This window comes from Solidesulfovibrio aerotolerans (assembly GCF_009856865.1).
GTDB classification, from domain to species: Bacteria; Desulfobacterota; Desulfovibrionia; order Desulfovibrionales; family Desulfovibrionaceae; genus Solidesulfovibrio; species Solidesulfovibrio aerotolerans.
In genome coordinates, this window is the sequence record NZ_WVUD01000020.1 from 14,263 (window position 1) to 39,983 (window position 25,721).

General features: G+C 62.6%; 22 protein-coding genes. 2 read left to right on the top strand and 20 right to left on the bottom strand.

Going from position 1 to position 25,721, the window contains the following annotated elements; all coding sequences use genetic code 11:
* Positions 1-57: 57 nt before the first annotated feature.
* The 3 genes from GTA51_RS11725 to GTA51_RS11735 all read right to left on the bottom strand — a co-directional run bounded on the left by GTA51_RS11725 (position 58) and on the right by GTA51_RS11735 (position 5,462).
* Positions 58-2,790, bottom strand: coding sequence for a molybdopterin-dependent aldehyde oxidoreductase (locus tag GTA51_RS11725; RefSeq protein WP_160961305.1), 2,733 nt, complete (start codon positions 2,788-2,790; stop codon positions 58-60).
* 204 nt (positions 2,791-2,994) lie between these two features.
* Complete coding sequence (locus GTA51_RS11730) at positions 2,995-4,017, bottom strand: molybdopterin-binding protein (RefSeq protein WP_160961382.1); 1,023 nt, start codon at positions 4,015-4,017, stop codon at positions 2,995-2,997.
* Positions 4,018-4,844: 827 nt separating this feature from the next.
* On the bottom strand, positions 4,845-5,462 hold the full coding sequence (locus GTA51_RS11735) for a DUF2238 domain-containing protein (protein ID WP_160961307.1): 618 nt from the start codon (positions 5,460-5,462) through the stop codon (positions 4,845-4,847).
* A gap of 191 nt (positions 5,463-5,653) precedes the next feature.
* Between GTA51_RS11735 and lhgD the strand changes: the two genes are divergently transcribed.
* Entirely contained in the window at positions 5,654-6,856 is a 1,203-nt protein-coding gene (gene lhgD, locus GTA51_RS11740) for an L-2-hydroxyglutarate dehydrogenase (RefSeq protein WP_160961308.1), read from the top strand.
* 78 nt (positions 6,857-6,934) lie between these two features.
* On the opposite strand, the gene GTA51_RS11745 is transcribed toward lhgD, so the two are convergent.
* The 9 genes from GTA51_RS11745 to GTA51_RS11785 form a co-directional block, all read right to left on the bottom strand.
* On the bottom strand, positions 6,935-7,207 hold the full coding sequence (locus GTA51_RS11745; protein WP_160961310.1) for a hypothetical protein: 273 nt from the start codon (positions 7,205-7,207) through the stop codon (positions 6,935-6,937).
* Between the two features lie 74 nt (positions 7,208-7,281).
* Positions 7,282-8,481, bottom strand: a complete 1,200-nt coding sequence (locus GTA51_RS11750; protein ID WP_160961312.1) for a threonine ammonia-lyase — start codon at positions 8,479-8,481, stop codon at positions 7,282-7,284.
* A gap of 2 nt (positions 8,482-8,483) precedes the next feature.
* Complete coding sequence (locus GTA51_RS11755; protein ID WP_160961313.1) at positions 8,484-8,987, bottom strand: asparaginase domain-containing protein; 504 nt, start codon at positions 8,985-8,987, stop codon at positions 8,484-8,486.
* A gap of 250 nt (positions 8,988-9,237) precedes the next feature.
* Complete coding sequence (locus GTA51_RS11760; protein ID WP_160961315.1) at positions 9,238-9,942, bottom strand: ABC transporter ATP-binding protein; 705 nt, start codon at positions 9,940-9,942, stop codon at positions 9,238-9,240.
* Entirely contained in the window at positions 9,935-10,720 is a 786-nt protein-coding gene (locus GTA51_RS11765; RefSeq protein WP_160961316.1) for an ABC transporter ATP-binding protein, read from the bottom strand. The genes GTA51_RS11760 and GTA51_RS11765 overlap by 8 nt, the downstream gene beginning before the upstream one ends.
* The gene (locus GTA51_RS11770; RefSeq protein WP_160961318.1) at positions 10,720-11,757 is read right to left on the bottom strand and encodes a branched-chain amino acid ABC transporter permease; all 1,038 of its coding nucleotides are present in this window, start codon (positions 11,755-11,757) and stop codon (positions 10,720-10,722) included. Before GTA51_RS11770 ends, GTA51_RS11765 begins: the two co-directional genes overlap by 1 nt.
* Positions 11,757-12,650, bottom strand: a complete 894-nt coding sequence (locus tag GTA51_RS11775; protein ID WP_160961320.1) for a branched-chain amino acid ABC transporter permease — start codon at positions 12,648-12,650, stop codon at positions 11,757-11,759. Before GTA51_RS11775 ends, GTA51_RS11770 begins: the two co-directional genes overlap by 1 nt.
* Before the next feature lie 102 nt (positions 12,651-12,752).
* A complete protein-coding gene (locus GTA51_RS11780; RefSeq protein WP_160961321.1) occupies positions 12,753-13,886 on the bottom strand; it encodes an ABC transporter substrate-binding protein in 1,134 nt (377 codons plus the stop codon).
* A gap of 54 nt (positions 13,887-13,940) precedes the next feature.
* Positions 13,941-14,708 (bottom strand): IclR family transcriptional regulator domain-containing protein, encoded by a 768-nt coding sequence (locus tag GTA51_RS11785; protein WP_160961323.1) that lies wholly within the window; start codon positions 14,706-14,708, stop codon positions 13,941-13,943.
* Between the two features lie 332 nt (positions 14,709-15,040).
* Here GTA51_RS11785 and GTA51_RS11790 point away from each other — a divergent pair, with 332 nt between their 5' ends.
* Positions 15,041-15,298 carry a hypothetical protein gene (locus GTA51_RS11790; protein ID WP_160961324.1) on the top strand — a complete coding sequence of 86 codons (258 nt, stop codon included), beginning with the start codon at positions 15,041-15,043 and terminating at the stop codon, positions 15,296-15,298.
* A gap of 248 nt (positions 15,299-15,546) precedes the next feature.
* Here GTA51_RS11790 and GTA51_RS11795 read toward each other — a convergent pair whose 3' ends face one another.
* From GTA51_RS11795 to GTA51_RS11830, 8 genes are all read right to left on the bottom strand, one after another.
* Positions 15,547-16,254: an ABC transporter ATP-binding protein gene (locus tag GTA51_RS11795; protein WP_160961326.1), complete on the bottom strand. Its 708-nt coding sequence runs from the start codon at positions 16,252-16,254 to the stop codon at positions 15,547-15,549.
* Entirely contained in the window at positions 16,241-17,020 is a 780-nt protein-coding gene (locus GTA51_RS11800; protein ID WP_160961327.1) for an ABC transporter ATP-binding protein, read from the bottom strand. Before GTA51_RS11800 ends, GTA51_RS11795 begins: the two co-directional genes overlap by 14 nt.
* The gene (locus tag GTA51_RS11805) at positions 17,017-17,919 is read right to left on the bottom strand and encodes a branched-chain amino acid ABC transporter permease (RefSeq protein WP_160961329.1); all 903 of its coding nucleotides are present in this window, start codon (positions 17,917-17,919) and stop codon (positions 17,017-17,019) included. The genes GTA51_RS11800 and GTA51_RS11805 overlap by 4 nt, the downstream gene beginning before the upstream one ends.
* Position 17,920: 1 nt before the next feature.
* A complete protein-coding gene (locus GTA51_RS11810; protein ID WP_160961330.1) occupies positions 17,921-18,871 on the bottom strand; it encodes a branched-chain amino acid ABC transporter permease in 951 nt (316 codons plus the stop codon).
* Positions 18,872-18,941: 70 nt separating this feature from the next.
* Entirely contained in the window at positions 18,942-20,123 is a 1,182-nt protein-coding gene (locus tag GTA51_RS11815) for an ABC transporter substrate-binding protein (protein ID WP_160961332.1), read from the bottom strand.
* A 304-nt stretch (positions 20,124-20,427) separates the two neighbouring features.
* Entirely contained in the window at positions 20,428-21,771 is a 1,344-nt protein-coding gene (locus tag GTA51_RS11820; RefSeq protein ID WP_160961333.1) for an anaerobic C4-dicarboxylate transporter, read from the bottom strand.
* 686 nt (positions 21,772-22,457) lie between these two features.
* On the bottom strand, positions 22,458-23,870 hold the full coding sequence (locus GTA51_RS11825) for a sigma-54-dependent transcriptional regulator (RefSeq protein ID WP_160961335.1): 1,413 nt from the start codon (positions 23,868-23,870) through the stop codon (positions 22,458-22,460).
* Positions 23,867-25,672: a transporter substrate-binding domain-containing protein gene (locus tag GTA51_RS11830; RefSeq protein ID WP_246198106.1), complete on the bottom strand. Its 1,806-nt coding sequence runs from the start codon at positions 25,670-25,672 to the stop codon at positions 23,867-23,869. Before GTA51_RS11830 ends, GTA51_RS11825 begins: the two co-directional genes overlap by 4 nt.
* Positions 25,673-25,721: the final 49 nt, after the last annotated feature.

The following is a 25,721-nucleotide window of genomic DNA, read 5'->3' on the forward strand; positions in this document are numbered from 1 at the left end:
GGGGCGGACGGCAACCGCCCGCCCCGTCGGGGTCACATCAGGATGCGTGAAACGGTCTTATTTGCCAAGGGCCTTAAGACCAGCCAGCACCTTTTCGGGGTAGGCCGGCAGGTGGCGGATGCGCACGCCGCAGGCGTTGTAGATAGCGTTGATGATGGCCGGGTGCGGGCCGCACAGCGGCACTTCGCCAACACCGGAGTTGCCGTAGGGGCCGTGCTCGCGCGGCGACTCAACATAGATCAGTTCCAGCGCGTCGGGGATGTCCTTGATGTAGGGGACGCCCGCGCCGGCAATGGAGGAATGCTTCTTGATGTCCTCGAAGTCCTCGGACAGGGCCAGGCCGATGCCCTGGGCCAAGCCGCCCCAGTTCTGGCCGTCGACGGTCTGGCGGTTGTTGATGGTGCCGATGTCTTCGACCAGGACCATCTTGTCGACCACGGTCTTGCCGGTGGCCAGCTCGACGGTCACTTCGGCCAGGAACAGGCCGTACATGTAGCAGCAGAACGGGGAACCCAGGCCGTTGGCGTCGCAATCCTTGGCCGGAGCGGTCCAGGTGCCGTTGTAGCGGGTCTTGAGGCCTTCTTTGACCATCTCGTCGTAGGTGCGATAGGTGCCGTCGGCCTTTTTGCAGGCGGCCACGAGCTGCTGACAGGCGTTAATGATGGCCTGTCCGACCACGACGTTGGAGCGCGAGCCGCCGGCCGGGCCGGAGTTGGGGCACTTGCTCGTGTCATTCAGAACCAGCTTGATCTTGCTGGCGCAGATGCCCATGGGCTTTAAGGTCTCGTGGGCAAAGCCGACCGTACCGGCGTCGGAGCCCTGGCCGTGATCCTGCCAGGTGTTGTAGATGGTCACGGTGCCGTCGGCATTGAGCTCGGCATCGGCACCGGCGGAGTCCGGGCCGTCAAGGCCGGAACCGTAGATACCGATAGCCACGCCAACACCCTTTTTATGCGTAGCGGTGGAGTTCTTTTTGGCGTTGGCCAAAGCTTCCTTGTACTTGGGACGCAGGATGTCGATCATCTCCGGCAGGGTCCAGGAATCGGGCACCTGGGCCGTCGGGGTGGTGTCGCCCGGACGGTAGACGTTGACATAGCGGAATTCCAAGGGGTCCATGCCGAGCTTTTCGGCCATTTCGTCCATGAGCGACTCGGACGGGAACATGATTTCCGGCGAACCGTAGCCGCGGAAGGCCGAGCCCCAACCATGGTTGGTGGCCACGCAGTAGCCCTTGGCGCGCATGTTGGGGATGCCGTAACCGGCCATCCAGTACTGGGAACCGCGAAGGGTCAGCAGATCGCCGAACTCGGAATAGGGGCCGTGGTCAACGATCCATTCCATTTCGGAGGCAACGATCTTTTTGGTGGCCTTGTCCACGGCGATCTTGCCCTTGGTCCAGAACGGGGAGCGCTTGCCGGTGTAGTACTGCTGCTGGGCGTAGTTGTAGCGCAGATGCACCGGGCGGCCGGTGGCCAGGGCGGCAACGCCGACCAGGGCTTCCATGGTGGGGCTGAACTTGTAGCCGAAGGTGCCGCCGGTGGGGTTCTGCACGAGAACCATGTTCTCCGGCTCAACGCCCAGGCCCGGGGCGATCATGTACAGGTGCAGGTACAGGCCGATGGACTTGGAGTGGATGACCAGCTTGCCGGCGTCGTTGGTGTAGGCAAATCCTACGTCAGGCTCGATGGGCAGGTGGGGCTGGCGCTGGGTGTAGTAGTCGCCGCCCACGACTTCGTACTTGGCCGCATCGGCAAAGAACGGAGCCACGTCCGCGCCCTTGGCGTGGTTTTGCTCGTAGTAGGTGTTGGGGGTGCCGGGGTGGATTTCGATGGCGTCGTCGGCCATGGCCGCCGGGGCGCTCATGTAGGCCGGCAGGACTTCCAGGTCCACTTTGACCTTCTCGGCCGCAGCGCGGGCATTGGCTTCGGAGTCGGCCGCGACCAGGGCGATGGCGTCGCCGTACTGGAACACCTTGTCGTCGCACAGGATCGGACGATCCCAACCGTCACCCTTGTTGGTGGGGAAGGTGATCAGACCGGTGATGCGGTTTTTGCCCTTGACGTCCTTGGCCGTGATGACGCTGTGCACACCGGGCATCTTCAGGGCTTCGGAGGTGTCCACGCCCTTGAGGTTGGCATGGGAAACGCGGGCTTCGACAATGGCCAGATGCAGCGTGCCCGGGGGCAGCATGCTCTTCTGGTCGTCGCCAAACAGCCACTGGCCGGTGACCTTGGCCACGCCCGTGGGACGCGGGGCACGGGAACCGAACACGTTGCCGTCGGCCGGCATGTTGTGGTTGATGCAAAGGGTCATTTCACCGCGCAGCACCTTGGCAGCGTCCATGACGGCGTCCACCAGGGGGATGTAGCCGGTGCAACGGCACACGTTTTTGTGCTTCTGGAACCAATTACGCACGTCTTCGCGGCTGGGCTTGGCGTTCTGATCGAGCAGGCCCTTGGCGGACAGGATAAAGCCCGGGGAGCAAAAACCACACTGGGCCGCACCGTGGACAACCCAGGCGGTCTGCAGGGGATGCAGGCTTTCCTTGGTTCCAATGCCTTCGATGGTGGTCACGTTGGCGTAATCGGCCACGCGACGGATCTTGGTGATACAGGCCCGGGTGACCTTGCCGTCGATGATGACCGAGCAGGCGCCGCACTGGCCCTGGGCGCAGCCGACTTTGACGCCGATCAGGTGCAGCTGGTCGCGCAGCACATCGGACAGAAACGCTTCGGGGTCGACGATGAGTTTGCGCTCAAAGCCGTTTACGATGAGAATTTTTTCCAGCATGTTGTCTCGCTCCGTTTCGGGTTGAGGGTTTGTTGCGTTGCCGATGCTGCACGCCTGGAAAGGTTCCCGGCGGCGCAGCCTTTGATCCTGAACCGCCCGCTTGTGTCGCGTTCGGCAATTGCTACTCTGGCTTATCCAGCACTAACATACTGAATTTATTATTTTTATTCACACAAAACATAAATGTTTTGTGTGAACGCCACCCTAGCCTTTGCCGAAGCCGCATGCGGGATAGCGGCATTCGGGACACATGGCGCACAGGCCGCCATGTCCAAGCTCCACGATGTCGGCCCGGTTGAGCCGCTCCCCGGCCACAAGCCTGGGCACCGTCAAATCGAAAATACTGGCCTTGTGGTACATGACGCAGCCGGGCAGCCCGACCACGGGGATCTCGCCGAGATAGGCCAGCATGAACATGGCCCCGGGAAAAGTGGGAGAACCGTAGGTGACGACTTCGCCGCCGGCCGCCCGGATGGACGACGGGGTCAGATCGTCGGGATCGACGGACATGCCGCCGGTGACGGCGATCATGTCGGCCCCCTCTTCAATGAGGCGGCGTATGGCCCGTACCGTCATGGCCTGGTCGTCGGGGACGAACACCTGACGCATGACGGTGCAGGAGAGCGCCTCGAATTTGCGGCGCAGGATGGGGCCGAAGGCGTCCTTGATGCGGCCGTGGTAGACTTCGCCGCCGGTGGTGACCACGCCGATACGCAGGGGCTTAAACGGCCGCACACTGACCACCGGGCCGTATTGGGCGCAGCAGGCTTCCACGGCGTCGATCTTGGCCGCGTCCACCACCAGCGGCACCACCCGCGTGCCGGCCAGCATCTGCCCCGGCTCCACCACCACGTTGCCGTGCAGGGTGGCTATGGTCACTTCCTCAATCATATTGAGCCGACGCAGGTTGGCGGCGTCGATGCACAGCAGGCCGGCATGGGCGGCCAGCAGATTGATGCGACCCTCGCAGGGCTGACTGAAGACAATACCTTCCCCGGCCACGGCCACGGCCATGCGGTGGGCGGCGTCATCCTCATGCAGGAAGCCTTCGGCCAGATCCCAAACGTAGATATGTTCCTTGCCCAGACGCAGCAGATCGTCGATGTCGCCCGTCTCGATGACATGCCCCTTGCGAAAGGCCGGCCCCTTGCCTTCACCCGGCACGATCCGGGTGATGTCGTGGCACAGCACCATGCCGGCGGCATGATGGACGGGGATGCTGCGCATGGGGGCGTTTTTATGGAGGGGTGCGGCGTGTGTGGCGTTCATGGCGCGTTGTGCTTCCCTTGCGGTTGCTGGTTGTGCGTCTCCCCCCGGCCCAGGCGGCGGGAGGGGTGCGGCCGGGGGCCGGGAATGAGGCTCTCCCTCGACTCGGAGGGGCGCGCTTTGATCAGCCCCGCAATCCGACCTGCCGTCCACAGGCTGTCGCGGTCGGCCGGCAGAATATGTTCTTTCTAACAGAGGCTGTCTGAACAGAATCTGCCTGTTCCTGTCATACGTGTGCAAGAAAATCTATGTTAACAAAAACATAAAGTACGCAATATATGCCTTGCTTTTAGCAGTGCGTCAGAAAGCATCTTCACTTCTCATGCTATTATTAACATCATCCTTACACTGTGTTTTGCGAAACATAACAAATGCACTCACACTCAAATAGCAATATACAGGCCAATGATACTTCTTCATTGCCCAGGCGGCTTGCGACAGGCGTTGTCCTTGCGTTGCCCCTTCCCCGGCAGACATGGTGACCCTGCCTCGTGGGCACGGCCGAGGGCGGCTGCCCTCAAATGGGTGTTAATACATCAAAATAACACTGTTTTTTAAAAACAGGGACATTTGGGTCAATTTGGGGCGGCAAATGGGTCAAAAAGCGACAGGTGCGCGACGACGCACCAAGCGGGCGGCTATTAGGCTAATTATAACATGGGTAAAGCGAGCAGACAGTGGTGCCGACTGCCCGAAAAACCAGCAAACAGGGAGGGGGACTGGTGCATTGTGACGCTGGCTGCTGCCAACGCCAGGGTCTTGGCCGGGAGGGTTGGGGCTGGCGGCGCTCAGGCAGGACGGGTCGGGGCGGCAGCGGTCACCGGCAGGCGGTGGCGGTACGGCCAAAACAGCCCCACGGCCAACAGCGCGCCCAGGGTGTCGGCCAGCATGTCCTTCTGGGCATCCCAGACATCGCCCTGGCTGCCCAGAAACTCCACCCCGGCCTCGCCGCCCTCGGCCACGGCGTACCACCACTCGATGATCTCGTAGGCGCAGGCCACGGCCATGATCACGGTGACGCTAAAAACGGCAATAACGACCGGATGGGCCAGCCGCCGGCGCCAGAGGTATTCGGCCAGGGCAAAGGCATAAAAGCCCACGGCAAAATGGGCCATACGATCAAAGTGGTTGCGGGAAAAACCGAACAAGTCGGTGACAAAGCCAAAGGGCACGTTGGCAAAGGTATAATGGCCGCCGATGGTGTGCAAAAAGAGCCAGACCGCCATCAGGGCATAGCCCGGGTTGGAGAAGCGAAACCACCGGCTGGCCACCACGAAAAAAAGAAATACGGCCATGACCGGGATGTTTTCCGCCCACCAGACTGCGCGCGAGGCCGGCGAAACGCCGAGAATGGCGAAAAAGACCAGGAACGTCGCCGCCAAAACCTCGGGGAACCATCTGGCCATGCTGCCGCCTCCTTCTGTGCCGGCCCGATCTGCCGGACCGCCGCCCTGCCAGCCCTACTCCACTGCGAAGCGGCCGACAACCGTATCATCCAGCCGGGTTTGACAGGACCGCCCCCGCGCCCCTACCGTTGCAGGCCCCGGCCCTTTGGCCGGCGGCGCAACACCCGACCGCAGCAAGGAGCGCACCCGTTGTGGAACACTTCGATTTCGTCATCGCCGGTGCCGGCGTCGTCGGCCTGACCACGGCCCTGGCCCTGCTGCACCGCGCCCCGACCGCCCGCCTCGCCGTTATCGAAAAAGAACCCGGCCCCGGTCGCCACGCCAGCGGCCGCAACAGCGGCGTGCTCCACTGCGGCCTGTACTACGGCAGCGACACGAAAAAAGCCAAAGTCTGCGCCACAGGCGGGCGGCTCATGGCCCAGTTCGCCGCCGAACACGGCATACGCTTGCACCGCAACGGCAAGGTGCTGGTGGCCACCGACCCGGCGCAGTTGCCGGTGGTGGAAAAACTCCTCACCAACGCCCGGGACGGCGGCATCCGGGCCGAGCGCATCGACACCCAGACGCTCCTTGCCCTGGAACCGGCCGCCCCGCCCGAGGCTGTGGCCGCCATCCACTGCCCGGACACGGCGGTCATCGATGTGCAGGCCGTCATGGCGACGCTCACGACCCGTCTGACCGAGGCCGGGGCGCGGTTTTTCTTCCAGCGCCGGGTGGCCGGCCCAGGACCGGACGGGGCCATCGCCACCACCGCCGGTCCCATTGCCGCCGGCTTTTTATTCAACTGCGCCGGAGCCTATGCCGACGTGCTGGCCCGGGCCTACGGCTTTGCCCAAAACTACGCCCTGGTGCCGTTTAAGGGCCTCTACTGGAAGCTGACTCCGGCCAGCGCCGCCCGCATTCACGGCAACATCTATCCCGTGCCCGACATCGCCATGCCGTTTCTGGGCGTTCATTTAACGCGCAGCATCAGCGGCGACGTCTACGTCGGCCCCACGGCCATCCCGGCCCTTGGCCGCGAGAACTATGGCCTGCTGGCCGGAGCGCGCCCACTGGAGGCAGCCGCCATCCTGGCCCGGCTGGCCCGGCTCTGGCTGGCCGACACCGACCATTTCCGGGCCTTGGCCGCAACCGAACTGCGCAAATACGGCAAAGCGCATTTTTACCAGTGCGCCAAGCGGCTCATGCCGTCGCTGCGTCCCGACGACCTGGTGCCCACGACCAAGGCCGGCATCCGGCCCCAACTCGTCAATCTGGCGGCAAACCGCCTGGAAATGGACTATATTCTGGAAGGCGACGCCCGGTCGCTGCATGTCTTAAACGCCATCTCCCCGGCCTTTACCGGCAGCTTCGCCTTTGCCGAGATGATCGTTGCTACAAGCGGCGCACTGTGATGGATCTGTGCCCGGCCGGGCGCACCAACAAAAAAGCCCCCCGGTTTCCCAGGGGGCATAACGTCGTGCGTGGGCTGGCTACTTGGTGAACAGCTTCATGAGCGCGGCAATAAGCGCGGCCTGACCAATCAGCATGGCCGCGACCCATTTGAGGATGTCGGCCTTGGTGTCGGCATTGAGCTTGGACATCTCAGCCAAAAGACGAAGCTCCGTCTCGCGCAGATCGTGCTTGGTGGCAATCTCGCGCTTGGCCTCTTCATCCTGCTTTTCAAGGATGTTTATAAGGACACCGGCCGCTTCCTCGCCAAGAGCCTTTTCCAGCCTTGTGGGATCGTCGAAGCGAAGCGCCATAAATCACCAGTCGTACCAATCAGGCCCCAAGTCAAGGCGCTTTCGGCTTCCAGCCGCAGCTTAAGAAAAACCGCTTAGAGTACTTGCGGCGCGAATCCGGCTGCCACCAGCGCCGCCACCACCGACTCGCCGTGGGGGCGGTCGCGGGCTTCAAAGGAGATTTCCAGGCTGGCCTCCTTGGCCGGCAAGGCCAGCAAGGTGCGGTGATGCTGGATTTCCATGATATTGGCCCCGCAGTCGCGCAAAACCGCCGTCACCTGGGCCAGGGTCCCCGGACGGTCGGAAATGGGCAGGCGCAGAGTCACCACCCGGCCCTCGCGGATGAGTTCGCGCATGATGACCGAAGCCAAGAGCCTGGGGTCGATGTTGCCGCCGCTTAGGACCAGCCCGACCTTTTTGCCGGCAAAGCGCTCGGGATATTCGAGCAACGCCGCCAGAGGCGCGGCCCCGGCCCCTTCGGCCACGGTCTTTTCAATAAAGAGATAGAGGGCAACAGCCTGCTCCAACCGTGACTCATCCACCACCAGCACGTCGTCCACCCTGGCCCGCACCACTTCCGTGGTCAGTTCGCCCGGATATTTGACCGCAATGCCTTCGGCGATGGTGTTGCCCGTGCCGGTCGGCGGTTCACCGCGCATGGCGCACAGCATGGACGGATAGCAGGCGGCCTGGACGCCGAAGATTTCAATGCCGGGCCGCAATCCCTTGGCGGCAGTGGCCACGCCGGAAATAAGCCCGCCGCCGCCGATGGGCGTAACGATGACGTCCAGGTCCGGCTGGGCGGCCAGCATTTCCAACGCCACCGTGCCCTGGCCGGCCATGACCATGGCGTCGTCAAAGGGATGGATAAAGGTCAGACCGCGCTCGGCGGTGAGGCGCTGGGCCTCGGCATTGGCTTCCACCAGCGTCTCACCGGCCAGGACCACCTCGGCCCCGTGAGCCCGGGTATGCTCCACTTTGACCGACGGGGTGTGGGCCGGCATGATGATGGTGGCCGGGATGCCGAGCTGTTTGGCGTGATAGGCCACGCCCTGGGCATGGTTGCCGGCGGACATGGCCGACACCCCACGGGCGCGTTCGTCGTCGGTGAGCGTCAAAAGTTTATTGAGCGCCCCGCGTTCCTTAAACGACGCCGTAAATTGGTGGTTCTCGAATTTGACCAGGACATAGGCTCCGGTCATGGCCGAGAGCACCTGGGAATGCAGAAACGGCGTGACCCGCAGCCGGGGGGACAGCCGGGCCTCGGCAGCCCAGACATCGGCAAGTTCGATCATGCTCATTTATCCTCGCGGGCTGGTTCCATGGCTTCGAAACGGCCCCGCTCCCGGTTTTTGCGCACGGCCCCGGCGGCAAACACCCGGCCGCTCATGGCGATATAGACCCCGGGCGGCTGCGACCAGACCGCGCCCACAGCGCAGCCGATGTTAAAGGCCGCATCCGAGGACGCGAACCGGGCCGGACTCATGGCCCCGGTCAGGACGATGGTCTTGCCGGGCACGTTGGCCAGCACGGCCGCTGTCTCGGTCATGGTGTCGGTGCCGTGGGTGACGAGCACATGGGGGCAGGGGTCGGCGGCAATGAGCCAGCGCAACTCCTCGCGTTCGGTCTTGGTGACGTAGAGGCTGTCCTTGCGGGCCACTTCCGTGACACTAAAATCGAAATCCACCCCGGCCTGGGTCAGGATGGCCCGGACTTGCGGTTCGCCCACGCTGTAATTGGACAGGTCATCGAAGTAGACCTTGTCGATGGTCCCGCCCATGGAATAGACGGCTAATTTCACTTTGTTCCTCGCGTGTGCTGATTGCGGCCTGCGGCAGCACGCCGGCCGCCGGAGCAACGGCGGTTTCCGTTACGCACAAAGGCCGGCCATCCCGGTCCGTAGCCGACTGGATTGCCAGCCCGCGCCACAAACCCCTTCAATAACTTCTCCCGCTGGGGGGTCCGGGGGGATCATCCCCCCGGCCGCCGGAGGCCTCTTCCTCTTCTATCTTCTCTCGTCCCTCTTATCTCTCTTATCACTCTTCTCGCACTTATCCTCCCAGGTACGCTTCGCGTACCCGGGCGTCGGCGATGAGCGATTCGCCGGTGCCGGACAGGGTGATGGTCCCGGTTTCCAGCACGTAGGCCTGATGGGCGACTTTGAGCGCCGCGTAGGCGTTTTGCTCGACCAAAAGCACTGTCATGCCCCGGTCGTTGATCATGCGGATAATCGAGAAGACTTCTTTGACGAGCAGCGGGGCCAGCCCCAGGCTTGGCTCGTCGAGCATGACCAGTTCGGGCGCGCTCATAAGGGCCCGGGCCACGGCCAGCATCTGCTGTTCGCCGCCGGAGAGGGTGCCGCCCTTTTGGTTGCGGCGTTCGGACAGGCGCGGAAAGAGTTCAAAGACCCAGTCCATATCTTTGGCGATGGCCGCCTTGTCGCTGCGGCTGTAGGCCCCGAGCTGAAGATTTTCGAGCACGGTCAAGTGGGCGAAGATGCGCCGGCCTTCGGGCGACATGACGATACCGGCCTTGACGATATCCACCGGGGTTTTCCCGGAGATGTCCGTCCCTTTCCAGCTGATGTGGCCGCGCTTGTTTTTTAAAAGGCCCGCAATGGCCCGCAGGGTGCTGCTCTTGCCGGCACCGTTAGCCCCAATGAGCGTGACCACCGAGCCTTTGGGGACATCCAGGGAGATGCCCTTTAAGGCATGGATGCCGCCGTAATGGACATGCAGATCGCGAATCTCAAGCATGGTCGAGCGCCTCCTCGCCGAGGTAGGCCAGGATCACCTTGGGATCGCGGCGGATGGCCTCGGGGTTGCCCTGGGCGATGGTGACGCCGTAGTCCAGAACCCAGATATGTTCGCAGATGCCCATGACCACCTTCATGTCGTGCTCAATGAGCAGGATGGTCAGGTTGAAGTCGTCGCGGATGGTGCGCACAAAGCCCATGAGATCTTGCGACTCGTGCGGATTCATGCCGGCGGCCGGTTCGTCCAGCAGCAGGAAACCGGGGTCCGTAGCCAAAGCCCGGGCGATTTCCAGGCGGCGCTGGGCACCGTAGGCCAGGCTGTTGGCCTTATCGTCGGCCAGATCGGCCAGCCCCACCGCGTCGAGCAGTTCCAGGCAATGGCTGCGCATGGCTTTATCTTCGCGCAGATAGGCCGGGGTAAAGAGCACGGCTTGCAGCCAGCCGGTCTTTTGGCGCAGATGGCGGCCGATCATGACGTTTTCCAGCACCGTCTCGTTGCCAAACAGCCGAATGTTTTGAAACGTGCGGGCGATGCCGGCCTTGCAGACCTTATGCGGGGCTAGCCCCGTGACCTCACGCCCCTCGTAGAGAATGCGGCCTTCGGTCGGCTTGTAAAAGCCGGTGATCATATTAAAGCAGGTGGTCTTGCCCGCGCCGTTGGGGCCGATAAGCCCGGCGATGGAGCCGCGTTTGACCGCTATGGAGAAGTCGGTCACGGCGGCCAGCCCGCCAAAGCGCATGGTCACGTCGTCCGTGGCCAGGATGATGTCGTCAGCCATTACGCCTTCCCCCGGGAAAAGACCCTGGCAACGGATTGCCAGCTCAGTTCGCGCATGCCCATAAGTCCCTCGCGCCGAAAGAGAATGATGATGATCAGGGCCAGGGAAAACACCACCATCCGCATGCCCGGCACGCCCGGCAGCTCAAAGCCGAAGAGATCAACCGGATTTTCCACCACCCGCAGCCATTCGAGCAAAACGGTGATGCCGATGCCGGCCATGACCGTGCCGCTTAAAGACCCAAGGCCCCCGGCCACCACGATCATGAGGATATTAAAGGTGAGGGTGAACAGAAACATTTTGGGGTCAATGGTGGTGAGTAGACTGGCTAAAAGCGCCCCGCCGACGCCGGCGAAAAACGCGCCCACGGTAAAGGAAAGGAGCTTGTAGCGAAATACGTTGACGCCCATGGCCCGGGCTGCGGCCTCGTCGTCGCGGATGGCTTTGAGCACATTGCCGGTGTTGCTCTGCAGCAGACGCACGATGACGTAGAGGGTGACCAGACACCAGCCGAAGTTCCACCACAGGTTGGCATAGTCCGGGATCCCTTTAAAGCCCAGCGCCCCGTTGGTCAGGCGCGGGAAGTTGTTGGCCAGCACGCGCACGATTTCGGCAAACCCAAGGGTGGCGATGCCAAGATAGTCATCACCCAGGCGCAGCAGCGGATAGCCGACGATGATGCCGGCCAGGGCCGCGGCCAGCCCGCCGGCAATGACGGCCGCCAGGAACGGGGCCTGGGCGTTTTGCACCCAGTCATAAGCCGGCTCCAGAATAAACAGCATGTCTTTTTGGTCCGGGGTCATGATGAGGATGGAGCAGACATAGGCTCCGATGGCCATGAATCCGGCGTGGCCGAGGCTGAAAAGGCCGGTGAAGCCGTAGATAAGGTTCAGCGACAGGGCCAGAATAATATTGATGGCGATGAGGTTTAGAATCTGAATCTTGTAGCCGTCAAAGGTATCCTTGGCCAGCCACAGAAACAGCCCGGCAGCGATCATGGCCAGACAATTAAACAGTATAATTTGCCCGCGTCGCATCAGACTTTATCCTCCAGACGTTCGCCCATAAGGCCGGTCGGCTTGAACATCAGGACCATGATGAGCAGCACAAAGGCAAAGGCGTCCCGGTAGCCGGCCAGATCGGGAAAAAAGGCCACGGTCATGATCTCGATGAATCCCAGGGCCAGCCCGCCGATGACCGCGCCCGGGATGGAGCCGATGCCGCCGAACACGGCCGCGATAAAGGCCTTAAAGCCCGGGATGGTGCCCATCATGGGCTGGAGCTGCGGATAGCGCAAGGCCCACATGATGCCGCTGGCGGCGGCCAGGGCTGTGCCGATGCCAAAGGTCAGGGCGATGATGCGGTTGACCGGCACGCCCATCAAATAGCTCGTCTCGATGTCCTTGCTGATGGCCCGCATGCCAAGGCCGGCCTTGGTGCGGTAGACGATCCACAGGAGAACAAGCATGAACAGCAAGGAGAGAAACGGCACGAAAAGGGTCAGCGGCAAAATGCGCACGCCGTGGGTGATGATGGGGTCTTCGAGCCACTGGGGCCGGTAGACCTCGCGGGGGATGGCCTGGAAAAAGACGATGGCCACGTTTTGCAGGAAAAAGGACACGCCGATGGAGCTAATAAGCGCCGAAATGCGGGGGGCGTCGCGCAGGGGCCGGTAGGCCACCTGATCGACCAAAACGCCCAGGCTCGCCGTGACGGCAATGGCCAGGGCCATGGCCACGGGCCAGGGCAGTTGGCCAAGGGTTATGCCCCAGAAAACGAAATACGCCCCGAGCATGAACATTTCGCTGTGGGCGAAATTGATCAGGCGCAGGATGCCATAGACCATCGTGTAGCCGATGGCGACCAGGGCATAGAGACTGCCCAAGGTCAGGCTGTTAAGCATATGTTGGATGAACATTGCCGAGTTCATGCGGGAATCCTTGCTTGCGTCTTGGCCGCCGGCCGTCCGGGCGGTGCGAGGGACGAGAGGCCGTATCGGCACCCCGTCCCTGCGCTATTAACGATCTACGGTTTAGAGGTCAGGGGTGATCTCGCCTTCGTAGACCTTCTTGCCGTCCTTGATGATGACCAGACCGACGGGCTTTTCGGCGTCGTGGGTCTCGTTGATGGACGTGGCTCCGGTAACACCCTGGAAGCCCTTGGTGGCGGCCAGCGCCTTGGCAATGGACTCGGGATCGGCCTTGCCGGCGCGGGTGATGGCGTCGAGGATGATCATGTAGGCGTCATAGCCAAGCGCTGCGTTCACGTTGGGCTCTTTGCCCGGGTACTGCTTCATCCAACCTTCGGTGAACTTCTTGGCCATGGGGGTCATGTTCTTCATGGACGGATCGTAGGGGAAGGTGGTGTGGACGAAGCCTTCCACAGCGGAACCACCGATGTCGGTGATCTTGGGGTTGTCCATGGCGTCGCCGCCCATGATCTTAAAGGTGGCGCCCAGCTCCTTGGCCTGCTTCATGATGATGGCACCCTCGGCAAAGTAGGAGGGGATGAACAGGACATCGGGCTTTTCGGAGATGATCTTGGTCAACTGGGCGGTGAAGTCCTGGTCGCCGGACTGGTAGTTGAGCGTGGAGACGACCTGTCCGCCGAGCTTGGTGAAAGACTTGTTGAAGTACTTCGACAGGCCGACGGAATAGTCGTTGGCCACGTCAACCAGCATGGCGGCCTTTTTCAGGCCCAGGGTCTTGAAAGCATAGGTGGCCGCGCCAGCGCCCTGGTAGGGGTCGATAAAGCACACGCGGAAGATGTACTTCTTGCCCTGGGTGACCAGCGGGTTGGTGCAGCTGGTGCCGACCTGGGGGATGCCGGCCTTTTCCGAGACTTCGCCACCGGCCATGGCCAGGGAGGAGCCGTAGGTGCCGATGATGGCCTGGACTTTTTCTTTCTCGATCAGGCGTTTGACGGCGTTGGCCGACTCGACCTTATCGGATTTGTTGTCCACGACAAACAGTTCGACCTTTTTGCCAAGCACGGTCGGATTCTCTTTGGCGGCCAACTGCACGCCTTCCAGTTCCAACTGGCCGCCGAAGGCGTTCTGGCCGGTCAGCGGCAGGAACACGCCGATTTTGATGGTTTCTTCGGCGCTAAAGGCCGTGTTGGCAAAGGCGAAAACCAGGGCCAGGCACAAAAGCATCATTTTGCGCATGAGGATTCCTCCACGTTTACATGTTACCGCCGGGGTCTCGGGCCGCTGCGGCGCTTACAGTGAAACAACAGCCGATATCTTCTTGGCCAACTCCACCAGATAGCCGGCGAAGAGGCGTTCGAACTCCTGCATGGAATAGGTGGCGGTGGACGAGTCAAAGCTCACCGCGCCGACCACGGCTCCGGTGCGCAGGGAAAAAAGCGGCGCGCCGATGGCTATAAGCCCCGGCAGGGATTCTTCGTTATTGCGGGCATAGCCCAGTTCGCGCACTTGCCCCAGTTCGGCTTCCAGGACGGCCGTATCGGTGATGGTGCGGTCGGTCTTGGCGACCAGCTCCAGGCGGGCCATGAGTTCGGCCAAGGCGCGCGGCTCGATAAAGGCCATGGCAGCTTTGCCGGCGGCCAGATAGTGCAGGGCCGAGGCGTAGCTAAACGAACGGAAGGCATGGGTGTCGACGGAATCGCGGCGATAGATCAGATAGATGGCGTCGTTGGCCAGGATGCCGACGTCGATATGCAGGCCATGGCGGGCGGCGGCTTCGTCAACCAGCGGTCGCAGCAGGCGCACCAGTTCGCTTTGTTCGATCATGGACTGGGCCAGGGCCAGTGTTCGCACGCCCAGGCGGTAGAGGCCCGAGCGGGGGTCGCGGGCCAGATAGCCCTGTTCGCAGTAGGTGGTGACGTAGCGGTGGGCGGAGGTTTTGCTGATGCCCACCCGGGCGGCGATTTCGCTTAGGGTAAAGCCGGCGTCCTCGATGCCGAACAGATCGAGGATGAGCAGCCCTTTGGCCAGTGATTCGGAGATATTGGCCTTTCCTGACACGAAATCGGCTCCGATTGCTAAAAATGTGAACCGCCGTTCCGACTGGCGGAACAGGCGGACCGAAAGTGTGATACCCGGAGTCGCGGCGGCTGTCAAAGGTTACAGGGAGGTTTCGGAGACGTTTGGGAAAAAGGTCACAATTATGGCGATTGTTCGGGGCGGGGGTGGGGGGTAGCCGTGAAGTCTCTTTGCGCTGGACAAAGGCAATGTTTTGTGATTTTTTTAACTTTATGGCAGACTGCCATGCTCAAAAGGACGAATTTCGCGTCCGATGATTGGCTGCTCGACGGGACTGACTCTTGTGAACTTCAACATGATCAGGAGGTAAGGAGATGAGGATCTTTCTGCTTGCGATTTCGTTGATGCTGCTCAGTGTTAGTGCCTTTGCTGCCGATGAAGCTGCTGACACCGCGAACAGGGCTTCGTTTGAAAAAGAGTGTGCGGCGCTGATTGCTCCGGGCGGACCTTGCGCCGACGTGCAAAAAGGCGGGGGCGGCCGGCGGGGATGCGTGGCCAAGCCAGAAAACATAGAGAAAGCCACCCCGGCATGCAAAAAGGCTATTGAGGAATGGAAGGCGCTGCCGAAATAGTTTGACGGCTGTTGCGTCACTTGACTAAATAGCGTGCAGGCTGTGTCACGCTACGGAAGTCTCTGCTTTCGTAGCGTGGCGCAGACCATCAAGCGCCACGCCGGTTTCCTTTGCAGGCATCGTTGCAACAACTGCTGCCGCGTGGAAAAATCCTGGCTTCTACACCAAGTATAAAACACATGGCTATCTCTTGCCCCCTACCCGGTTCTCGCCGGATAGGGGGCTTTCCCTTTCAAATCGAAAATGCGTCAGCCCAAATACGCCTTCGTCACCCGCTCATCCGCCGCCAATTCCGCCGACGGCCCCTCCAGGACGATGCCGCCGGACTCCACCACGTAGGTGCGCGCCGCCACCCGCATGGCCAGACGGGCGTTTTGCTCGACGAGTAATATCGTCGTGCCCATGGCCCCCAGGCCGGCGATGATCTCAAAGATTTCCGAGACGAGAATCGGGGCCAGCCCAAGGCTCGGTTCGTCCAGGAGCAGCAGGCGCGGCCGGCTCATGAGCGCCCGGGCGATGGCCAGCATCTGCTGCTCGCCGCCGGAAAGGGTGCCGGCCGACTGCTTGCGCCGCTCGGAGAGGCGCGGGAAAAGCTCGAACATGCGCTCCATGTCCTTGGCAATCGCCGCCCGGTCGTTGCGAACGTAAGCCCCAAGCTCCAGATTATCGCCAACGCTCTGGCGGGCCAGCACTTGCCGCCCCTCCGGGGAATGGGCCATGCCCAGGCGCACGAGCACTTCGGGCGGCAAGCCGGTCACGTCGCGGCCGTCAAAGCGCAGCACCCCGGCGCGGGGGGTGACCAGCTTGGACACGGCGCGCAAAATGGACGTCTTGCCAGCACCATTGGCACCAATGAGCGTGACAATCTCGCCGGCCGCAACCGACAGGGACACGTCGCGCACGGCGGAAACGGCACCGTAATTGACGCACAGGCCCTCAACTTCAAGCAGCGCCATGGGTGTCCCCTCCAAGATAGGCTTCGATGACGGCCGGGTCGCGCTGCACCGCTTCGGGCGTGCCCATGGCGATCATCTGGCCGAAGCTGAGCACCATCACCCGGTCGCACAGACCCATGACCATGGGGACGTTGTGTTCGATCAAAAGGACGGTCAAATCAAAACGCTCTTTGATGTCGCGGATAAAATCGGCCAGCCCGAGCTTTTCGGAAGGATTGAGCCCGGCAGCCGGTTCGTCGAGCAGCAAAAGCTTTGGGGAAAGAGCCAAGGCCCGGGCAATCTCCAACCGCCGGCGGTCGCCGTAGGGCAGCGAGGCGGCCAGATGCTCGACCCGGTCGGCAAGCCCGACCAGGCGCAGCAATTCGTAGGCGCGCTCGGTATTGTCCCGATCCTCGCGGCGGCTGGCCGGGGTGCCCAGGATGCCGCCCAAAAGGCCGGTGCGGGCATGGACCCGGCCGGCCACGCGCACGTTGTCCATAAGCGTCAGGCCGCCAAAGAGCCGGATGTTTTGGAACGTACGCGCCAACCCCAACGAGGCGATGGCCTCAGGTTTGGCGCTGGTGATGTCGTGGCCGTCAAAGATCACGGTGCCGGTGTCGGCCCGGGTCATGCCGGTGAGCAGATTGAAAAAAGTGGTCTTGCCGGCACCGTTGGGACCAATAAGGCCCATGATCTCGCCCGGGAGCACCGCCAGGGAGACATCGCACACAGCCATAAGACCGCCGAAGCTGCGGCGCAGATCGGAAGCCTTTAAAAGCGCGCTCATGCCACCCCTCCCCGGCCGGCGGCCAGCCGGGTGCGCAACGCGGCCAGACCGCCCATAAGGCCCTGGGGCAGATAGACGCACACGGCGACCAGCACCACGCCGTTTAAAATCATGCGCGAATCCTTGAGCGGCCGCAGCACCTCAGGCAGGCTGACCAGCAGGGCCGCACCGAAAAGCGGTCCCCAGAGCGAACGCGAACCGCCGATGAGCACATAGGCCAGACAGGTAACCGAAGCGTCGAAGGTGCCCTGCCGGGCGTTCCAGGTATTTAAAAACGGCGCAGACATGGCCCCGGTGACAGCGGCCAGGGCGCAGCCCAGGACAAAGGCCGTGACCTTGTTGGCCGTGGTGCGAACACCCATGGCCCCGGCCGCCAGTTCGTCCTCGCGCACGGCGAAAAAGGCCAGTCCCCGGCCGATGGCGGTGATGCGATAGACAACGAACATGGCCAGCGCAAACAGCGGCCCGAAAAACCAGATGTAGTCCAGGCGCGATTCAAAGGCCTGCGGGATGCCGAAAATGCCCACCGCGCCGCCGGCCACGGGCATGTTGAGCACAGCCACGTTGACCACCTGGACAAAGGCGATGGTGGCCAGGGCCAGATAGATGCCGCGCAGGCGCAAGGCCGGATAGCCGACGGCGATGCCCAGCACCACGCCAAGGATCAAGGCGAACAGCCATTCCAGCGGGAACATGAAGAACCCCAGGGCCGCGCGCCAGGGGGCGAAGTACGGATGCGTGCCCATAATGGCGGCCACATAGCCGCCAAGGGAATAAAACCCGATGCTGGCCAGGGAGAGCTGGCCGGCCATGAGCGGGAAATAGATGCTGAGCCCCAAAAGTGCCTGCTGCACGATGGTGACGATGAGGAAGCCGTAGTTTTCAAAAAAGCCGGACATATTAAACCTTCTGCTCCAGTCGGCCGCCGAGCAGGCCCTGGGGACGCACCAGCAAAATGGCAAACAGCAGGACAAAAGCCACGGCTTCCTTATACGAGCTCATATCCGGCGGCAAAAAAGCCTCGCCAAGCCCGATGACCAGCCCGCCAAGCACAGCCCCGGGGATGCTGCCAAGGCCGCCAAGGACAATAACGGCCAGACCTTTTAAGCCGTAGGACACGCCGAAATACGGCCCGGCAATGCCAAAGGACACGCCGATGAGCGTGCCGGACAGGCCGCCGAGCAGGCCCGAAATGAAAAACGTGCCGAGAATGAAGCGGTTGACGCTGATGCCTAGCAAGCTGGCCGTATCGGCGTTTTCGGCCGTGGCCCGCAAGGCCTTGCCACCCCGGGTGCGCCCGATAAACCACCCCAGGCCAGCCAGCATGACCATACTGGCCGCAAACAAGATGATCTGGATGGTGCGCACGGCCACGGGCTTACCGCCAACCGAGAAAATGACGGCCATGGGCAGATCGCCGAAGATGTCGGAGGGGAAGGAATAGATCTCCGCGCCAACGAGATATTGGATCAGATTGACGACAATAAGGGCCACGCCGAGGCTGCTGACCAGGGCCAGCAGCGGATCAGCCCCGCGCCGGCGCAGCGGCTTAAAGGCCAGCCGCTCAACAGCCATGCCGGCCAGGCCCGAAAGCAGCGCCCCGACAAGCAGTGCCGCCGGAAAGGGCAGGGTCAGCGGCAGGCTGAGGTCAGACAGCAGACCGTTGATGCCAAAGCGCCCCACGGCCAGGGCGTAAGTGAGATACGCCCCCAGCGTAAAAACCGCGCCATGGGCGAAATTGATGATGCCGAGGATGGAAAAGACCAGGGTGTAGCCCAGGGCAAAAACGGCATAGACCGAACCGATGCTTAAGCCGTTGAGCAGGCTTTGGAGGAGCCAGGCAAAATCCATGGGAACTGCTTTTTTTGGGCGACCGGGAACGGCAGAGCACCGTCCCCGGCCGACGTCGGGATCGGGCGGTTTATTCGGAGACCAGCACGAAAGAGCCGGTCTTGCCGTCGGGATTCATGACGATCTTGGAGACGTAGAAGTCCTTTTGCTCCACTTCGCCCGAGGGCTGGATGCTGATCTCGCCAATCGGGGTCATATACGAGCCGGTGCGCAGGGATTTGTTGAGCATCTCGCGCAGTTCGGCCAGCTCGAAGTCGGCAATCTTCTTGCCGGTTTCCTTCTCGATCTTGGCCAGGGCCTCGGTGACCACCTGGACGGCGGTATAGGCCTGGGCCGAGAACTGGGCCGGGCCTTTTTTGTAGGCAGCCTCAAAGGCGGTGGCAAAGTCCTTGTTGACCGGATTCTTGTCCACCGTGGCCGGGCTGTAGGCCTGGGCCACCAGGATGTCGGAACACAGCGCCCCGCACACCGGGAACATGTTGGGGGAATTGAGCCCATTGCCGCCAACAATGAGGCCCTTGTAGCCGAGCTGGCGCAACTGCTTGACCAGATTGCCGGAATCGGCGGCCAGACCGGAGATGATGACCAGATCAGCCTTGGCCCCAAGGACGGCCGTCACCTGGGTGGTGAAGTCGTTGTCCGTGGTCTGAAACTTCTGGACGGTGACGGTCTCCAGGCCGAGATTTTTAACGGCGTCCTGGAAGGTGACCGTCTCGGAGGAGGAAAAAGCGTCGTTTTGGGCATAGAGCACGGCCACGCGCTTGATGTCCGGATTGAGCTTCATGGCCTGCTTGACCGAGTACGGGGCCACCTGGGTCATGGGGGCGGAGATGCGGCCGATAAATTCGCCGATCTCGGGAACGCCCTTGGCCGTATTGGACGGGCCGACCACCGGGGTCTTGGCCCGCTCGGCAATGGGGTTGGCGGCAAAAGCCTGCTGGGACAGGGTGGGGCCGATGATGGCCACAACCTTGTCGCGGTTGATCAGATTCTGGAAGGCATTGACGGCCCCGGCCTCGTCACCGGCGGTATCCTGGAAGACCAGGGTGATTTTCGTGCCGTTTACGCCGCCAGCGGCGTTTAACCGTTCTTCGGCGATTTTCGCGCCGTTGACCTGCTCCTGGCCAAAAAGGGCCACGTTGCTGGTCTGGCCCACGGCAATGCCGATGGGGATGGGAGTGGCCACCTTGTCGGCCAGGGCCGGGATGGCGGCGCACAATACCAAGGCCAAAGCAGGAGCGAGACGCTTCATGGAGCCTCCGGGCAGGGACGTTTATGACGATTGCGTCATGGTGAAAAATGTCTCTTGGGCAATGGCAGCGGTTCTGTCAAGGCTTGCACGCCAAAAACCGGCCTGTCGCGGCCCTTGGCGGCGGATTGGCCGGGGCGGCGGACTGGTTGCGGCGAAGCGGTGTTACAATACCGTCAAAACGGCCTCTCGATCAAACCCTGCCGGCTACGCCAAAGGGGCAACGTCGCCGTCGCCCCTTTGCCCTGCGGATGCTCGCCCCGCTGCGCCCTGGCAGTCCAGGACGCAAACCGTCGTCGCCCGAACGCTACATGAACAGCTTGACCAGGGTGTAGCTGACGATGGTGCCGCAGCCCACGCCAATGGCACCCGGGATGATAAAGCTGTGATTGAGGATGTACTTGCCAATGCGCGTCGTGCCCGAGCGATCGAAGTTGATACAGGCCAGATCGCTTGGGTAGGTGGGCAAAATGAAGTAGCCGTAGCACATGGGCAGAAAGGCCAGCAGGATCTTGGGTTCCAGGCCCAGCGACAACCCGAGCGGCACCACGGCGGCCAGGGCCGCAGCCTGGCTGTTGACCAGCTTGGACACCACCACCAGCACGATGGCGTAGGTCCAGGGATAGGCCACCACCACGGCGGAAAGGCTTTCCTTGAGCATCGCGTAGTGGGCTTCAAAAAAACTGTCCGTCATCCAGGCCACGCCAAAGACCGAGAAGATAGCCACCATGCCGGCCTTAAAAACCGCGCTGTTGGCAATGGCCTGCTGCTTGACCTTGCAAAAAATGAGGATGAACGCGCCAGCCATGAGCATGACCATCTGGATGACCAGATTCATGGACAAGGGCTTGAGCTTGCCCGGCACGCCAAAGGAGGGACGCAGCTCGGAAAATGCGCCAAGCAGGACCACCGTGGCGATGGCGGCAAAGAAAAACCACACGGCCCGGTAGGATTCCTTGGTAAAGACCTTGTCGAGCAGGGTGGTCCCGCCGCCGTAGATGTAGGCCTTTTGTTCGGGATCGGCCAGCTTGGCCTGAAATTCCGGGTCCTTGTCCAGATCCTTGCCCCGGTGCATGCTCCAAAGGCCCGCGCACAGCACGCCGGCAAAGGTGGCCGGGATGGAGATGCACAGCAGATCGACAATGCTGATGGCCTTGCCGATGCCGTGGGCCTGGGCCAGCATGGACACCATGGACACGGCGGCAACCGACACCGGGGAAGCGCACACGCCAATCTGGGCCGACACCGAGGCCACGGCCATGGGGCGTTCGGGACGGATGCCCTTATTAATGGCGATGTCGTAGATGATGGGGAACATGGTGTAGGCCACGTGCCCGGTGCCGCACATGACGGTGAGCGACCAGGTGGTGATGGGGGCCAGCAGGGTGATATGCTCGGGATGCTTGCGCAAAACCCGCTCGGCCACCCGCATGAGGACATCAAGGCCGCCGGCCGTCTGCAAGGTGGCGGCGCAGCCGATGACGGCCAGAATGGTGAGCATGACGTCTATGGGCGGCTTGCCGGGCTGCACGCCAAAGACGAAGCACAACACAAACAGGCCAATGCCGCTGATAAGACCCAGGCCCATGCCGCCGTAGCGGGTGCCCAGCAGCAAGCAAGCCAGGATGACGCACAATTGCAGGGTGAGCATGACGCACTCTCCTTTTGCTCGGTTCCGATATCCCGGGCGCGACCGGCAGCCGTCGCGTCACCGCTTCCCAAGCCCGGACTCGCCCGGCCCGGCCCGCCACCGAAGGTGGCAGCGGTTTCCTGCCGGCGGCGGCGGCCCTGGGGCGGACCGCCACCGCCGGCAAACCGGCCGTGGGTACAGGCACAACTGCTTAAGCAGGGACAATGCCAAGGCTGACCGCCGTCGCTAACCCGCCACAATCAAAGTGCAATTTGTCACAAGCAAACGACAAGCGCCGGGGCCGGCCATAACCTGCGTTATGGCCGACCCCGGCGCTTATGGATATTATACTATTATTTTAATAAGTTACTGAATCATAACGCAAATATCCCAACCATTCCCAAAGTTATGCCCTCGCCCCGTTGCCGGCGACCGGCCTACCAGCAAAAGTCAATAACCCCTTGAAAAACTTCTCCTATCAAGGGGGTCCGGGGGGGGATTATCCCCCCCGGCCGCCGGAGCAACGGTGGTTCCCGTCAAGTTTGCCCAGCGGCATTGCCCGCTCGATGGAAATACTTTTCCCGTTCCCACCCACCGTCACGGCAACGCCGTTCCCCCTTAACCCCTTGCCTTCAGGTGGGATTCCAAAGGGCTCAGCCCTTTGGCCGCCGGAGGCATTCTTCTGTCTTCTCCCCTTCTCGCTCCCCCTACGTAACATCGCTAGCACGGCGGGATTTGAGGCGTTTGGACAGGGCTGGCTGGGAGATGCCCAGCAGTCGGGCGGCCAGGGTCTGGTTGCCGCCGGCGCGGGCCATGGCTTCGGTGACGAGCAGATCGGCGGCTTCGATAAAGGTGGGCAGCCGGTCGCAGCCGGCAAAAAGATTGGCCGGGGCCGACTCCCGGCAGGTCGCGCAGCCACCAACGACAGCCTCGATGCCGGCCAGGGCCAGGGTCGGGCCGGTGGTGACGCTCACGGCGTCGAAAATCATGGCCCGCAATTCCCGGATGTTGCCGGGGAAGGCGTAGCCGGCCAGGCAGGCGATGAGTTCCCGGGGCAGGGCCGGCACGGGCTTGTCCATGGCTTTGGCGGCCTGCGTAACGAAATGGCGGACCAGCGGTTCGATATCCTCCCGCCGTTCGCGCAGGGGCGGGATGCGGGTCTGGTGGGTGCGCAGGCGGTAATAGAGGTCGCGGCGAAAGCGGCCGGCCGCCTCCTGCGCCCCCAGATCGCAGTGGGTGGCCACCACCACCCGGGCGCGCAGCCGCTTGGGCAGATCGCTGCCCAGGGCAAAATATTCGCCTTCCTGGAGCAGGCGCAGCAACTTGACCTGACAGGCCACGGACAGATCGCCGATTTCGTCGAGAAACAGCGTCCCCCCGGCTGCCTCTTCGATCATGCCCTTTCGCGGGGCCTCGGCCCCGGTGTAGGCCCCGCGCACATGGCCAAAGAGCGTGTCGGCAAAGACCGTGTCGTCCAGGCCGGCCACGTTGACGGCCACAAAGGGGCCTTCCCGGCCGCTCACGGCATGGACGGCGCGCACGACGTTTTCCTTGCCAACGCCCGATTCGCCGGTGACCAGCAAGGGCTGGCTGCTGCGGGCCACGGCCTCGATATAGGCGAAAACGGAAAACATGGCCCGGGAGCGGGTGATGATGCCGGCAAAGGCTTCGGGATGGGCCAGGGCCTGACTGGTCAGGCTGCTGGAGACGGCCCGGTTTTCCTCGCGCAGTTCGATCATGCGGATGGCCCGCATGACGCCGCCGACAATACGATCCTCTTCGTCGGTCTTGACGTAATAATCAAAGGCCCCAAGCTTCATGCAGCGCACGGCGGCGTCGATCTGGTTGACACCGCTGACGATTATGACCGCCACTTCCGGGTGGCGCTCGGCTAAGCGGCCCAGCAGTTCCTCGCCGGACAGGCCCGGCATGGTCAGGTCGAGCAAGGCCAGCCCGATGCCGCCTTTTTCCACAAGCGACAACACCTCGCGGCTGTCCTGGCACAGGAACAGATTGGTGATCCCGGCCGAGGATTCCAGGGTCAGGGACAGGGAGCGCAGCCAGGCCGGCTCGTCGTCCACTAGCAGGATGCCGAAAGCGGGAAAGGGTGTGTCGTTCATGGGGTGCCCTCCTCCCGGGCCACGGGGAAGACGACGACGGCCGTGGTTCCCTGGCCCGGGGCCGAGGTGAAGCTGAGGACGGCCCCGTATTCCTTGAGGATACCGGCCGAGACGGACAGTCCCAGCCCGGTGCCGCCGGTTTCGCGCTTGGTGGTGAAAAAGGGATCGGTCACATGGGGCAGATGTTCGGGGGCGATGCCGGAGCCTTCGTCGCGCACAGTCAGGACGACCTGCCCGGCGGCCTCGTTGTGGCCAACAGTCACGGTGACGGCCTTTGACCGGTCCGGCAAGGCCTGGCAGGCGTTTAAGACCAGATTGACGATGACCTGCTCGATGCGCTGGGAATGGCCCCAGACCAGCGGCAGATCGGGGTCGTAGTCGGCGCAAAAATGGTCGGTGGCCTTGCGGATGGCGGCGTCGAGCAGGCGCACGGCCTTGCGCGAGGCATCGGCCACGTCAATCAGCGCCCGGCCAGAACCTTCCTCGCGGCGGGCAAAATCTTTGAGATCATTGACGATGCGTTTGATGCGCAGCGCCCCCTCCTGCATCTCTTCGAGCAACCGCGGCAGTTCGTGGCGCATGCGGGAATAGGGAATGCCGCCGAGTAAAAAATCGCCCTCGGCCTCAAACCGGCGCTCCAGGATGCGGGCGCAATCGGCCTGGGCCTTGCGCAGGATGGGGATATTGAGCAAAATCAAGCCGTTGGGATTATTGATCTCATGGGCCACGCCAGAGACCAGAATGCCCAGGGCGGCCATCTTGTCGGCCTGGACGAGCTGGCGCTGGTTGCGCGACAGTTCGTCCAGGGCGCGGGTCAGCGAGGCCGTGCGCTGGGCCACCTGCCGGCGCAGGGAGCGGCTCCACAAGACCGTGCCGCCAAGCAGCGCCAATAACGGCACGGCCACGGCAGCGGCGTAGCGGGCAACGGTCGTCCAGGGCAGCGGCCGGTCTTCCAGCACGCCCAGCCACTTGTTATACAGCGCCTCGTACTGGCCCGTGCCGCGCAGGATGGCCAAACCTTCGCTAAACCGGGCCAGCAAGGCTTCGTTGCCTTTTTTGACCGCAAACCCGTAGCGCAGGGTGGCGACGGACCGGGCCACCACCGCGAGGTTGTCAAGCTTATTGTCTTTTATGATATAGTTGCCGGGCAGCATGGCCACCACGGCGAAATCGCCCTGGCCCGAGGCCAGCAGGCGCAGGCCGTCGGCCGGCGTATCGACCAGGAGCAAGTCCTGTTCAAAGCCTTTTCCGGCCAACAGATCGTGCATGTAGCCGCGCCGATGGACGATGACCTTGGACCCGGCCAGATCGTCGAGGTTTCTGACTACGCGCTCGCCTTTTCGGGCGAAGATGGCATGGTTGACCACGGCACTTGGCGGGGCGAAATCCACTTCGCCGGCGGCGCGCTCCTCGGAAAAGCTCATGCCCTCCAGGATGTCCACCTCGCCGTCGAGCAGGGCCTGGCGCATCTCGGCCCAGGAGCCCAGGCGGAATTCGACGCGAAGCCCCATGACTTCCCCGATGGCCCGGCTGAGGTCCACGTTAAAGCCGGCCGGCTGGCCGCTCCCGTCCAAAAATTCGTAGGGTGGGTAATCGCGGTCCCCGCCAACGACCACCGGCCGGGTGATGCCGGGGATGGCCTGGGCCGAAGCCTGGACGCCCAGGCCAAACAGCAGCCACAGGGCCAGGACACAGCGTGTGATGGCTGGCATGGACAGGTTCGTGAGGGCCAGGGCACAGCGTGTGACGAGTTGCATGGACAGGTTCGTTAGGGCCAGGGCACAGCGTGTGACGAGTTGCATGGACAGGTTCGTTAGCACGGAGCCGAGGCAAGGAGTAGGCCAATGTGGC

Coding starts and splice junctions, on each gene's coding strand:
- GTA51_RS11725 (WP_160961305.1), bottom strand. CDS start 2,790: ATGCTGGAAAAAATTCTCATCGTAAACGGCTTTGAGCGCAAACTCATC.
- GTA51_RS11730 (WP_160961382.1), bottom strand. CDS start 4,017: ATGCGCAGCATCCCCGTCCATCATGCCGCCGGCATGGTGCTGTGCCAC.
- GTA51_RS11735 (WP_160961307.1), bottom strand. CDS start 5,462: ATGGCCAGATGGTTCCCCGAGGTTTTGGCGGCGACGTTCCTGGTCTTT.
- GTA51_RS11745 (WP_160961310.1), bottom strand. CDS start 7,207: ATGGCGCTTCGCTTCGACGATCCCACAAGGCTGGAAAAGGCTCTTGGC.
- GTA51_RS11750 (WP_160961312.1), bottom strand. CDS start 8,481: ATGATCGAACTTGCCGATGTCTGGGCTGCCGAGGCCCGGCTGTCCCCC.
- GTA51_RS11760 (WP_160961315.1), bottom strand. CDS start 9,942: ATGCTTGAGATTCGCGATCTGCATGTCCATTACGGCGGCATCCATGCC.
- GTA51_RS11765 (WP_160961316.1), bottom strand. CDS start 10,720: ATGGCTGACGACATCATCCTGGCCACGGACGACGTGACCATGCGCTTT.
- GTA51_RS11770 (WP_160961318.1), bottom strand. CDS start 11,757: ATGCGACGCGGGCAAATTATACTGTTTAATTGTCTGGCCATGATCGCT.
- GTA51_RS11775 (WP_160961320.1), bottom strand. CDS start 12,650: ATGAACTCGGCAATGTTCATCCAACATATGCTTAACAGCCTGACCTTG.
- GTA51_RS11780 (WP_160961321.1), bottom strand. CDS start 13,886: ATGCGCAAAATGATGCTTTTGTGCCTGGCCCTGGTTTTCGCCTTTGCC.
- GTA51_RS11790 (WP_160961324.1), top strand. CDS start 15,041: ATGAGGATCTTTCTGCTTGCGATTTCGTTGATGCTGCTCAGTGTTAGT.
- GTA51_RS11795 (WP_160961326.1), bottom strand. CDS start 16,254: ATGGCGCTGCTTGAAGTTGAGGGCCTGTGCGTCAATTACGGTGCCGTT.
- GTA51_RS11800 (WP_160961327.1), bottom strand. CDS start 17,020: ATGAGCGCGCTTTTAAAGGCTTCCGATCTGCGCCGCAGCTTCGGCGGT.
- GTA51_RS11805 (WP_160961329.1), bottom strand. CDS start 17,919: ATGTCCGGCTTTTTTGAAAACTACGGCTTCCTCATCGTCACCATCGTG.
- GTA51_RS11810 (WP_160961330.1), bottom strand. CDS start 18,871: ATGGATTTTGCCTGGCTCCTCCAAAGCCTGCTCAACGGCTTAAGCATC.
- GTA51_RS11815 (WP_160961332.1), bottom strand. CDS start 20,123: ATGAAGCGTCTCGCTCCTGCTTTGGCCTTGGTATTGTGCGCCGCCATC.
- GTA51_RS11820 (WP_160961333.1), bottom strand. CDS start 21,771: ATGCTCACCCTGCAATTGTGCGTCATCCTGGCTTGCTTGCTGCTGGGC.
- GTA51_RS11825 (WP_160961335.1), bottom strand. CDS start 23,870: ATGAACGACACACCCTTTCCCGCTTTCGGCATCCTGCTAGTGGACGAC.
- GTA51_RS11830 (WP_246198106.1), bottom strand. CDS start 25,672: ATGCAACTCGTCACACGCTGTGCCCTGGCCCTAACGAACCTGTCCATG.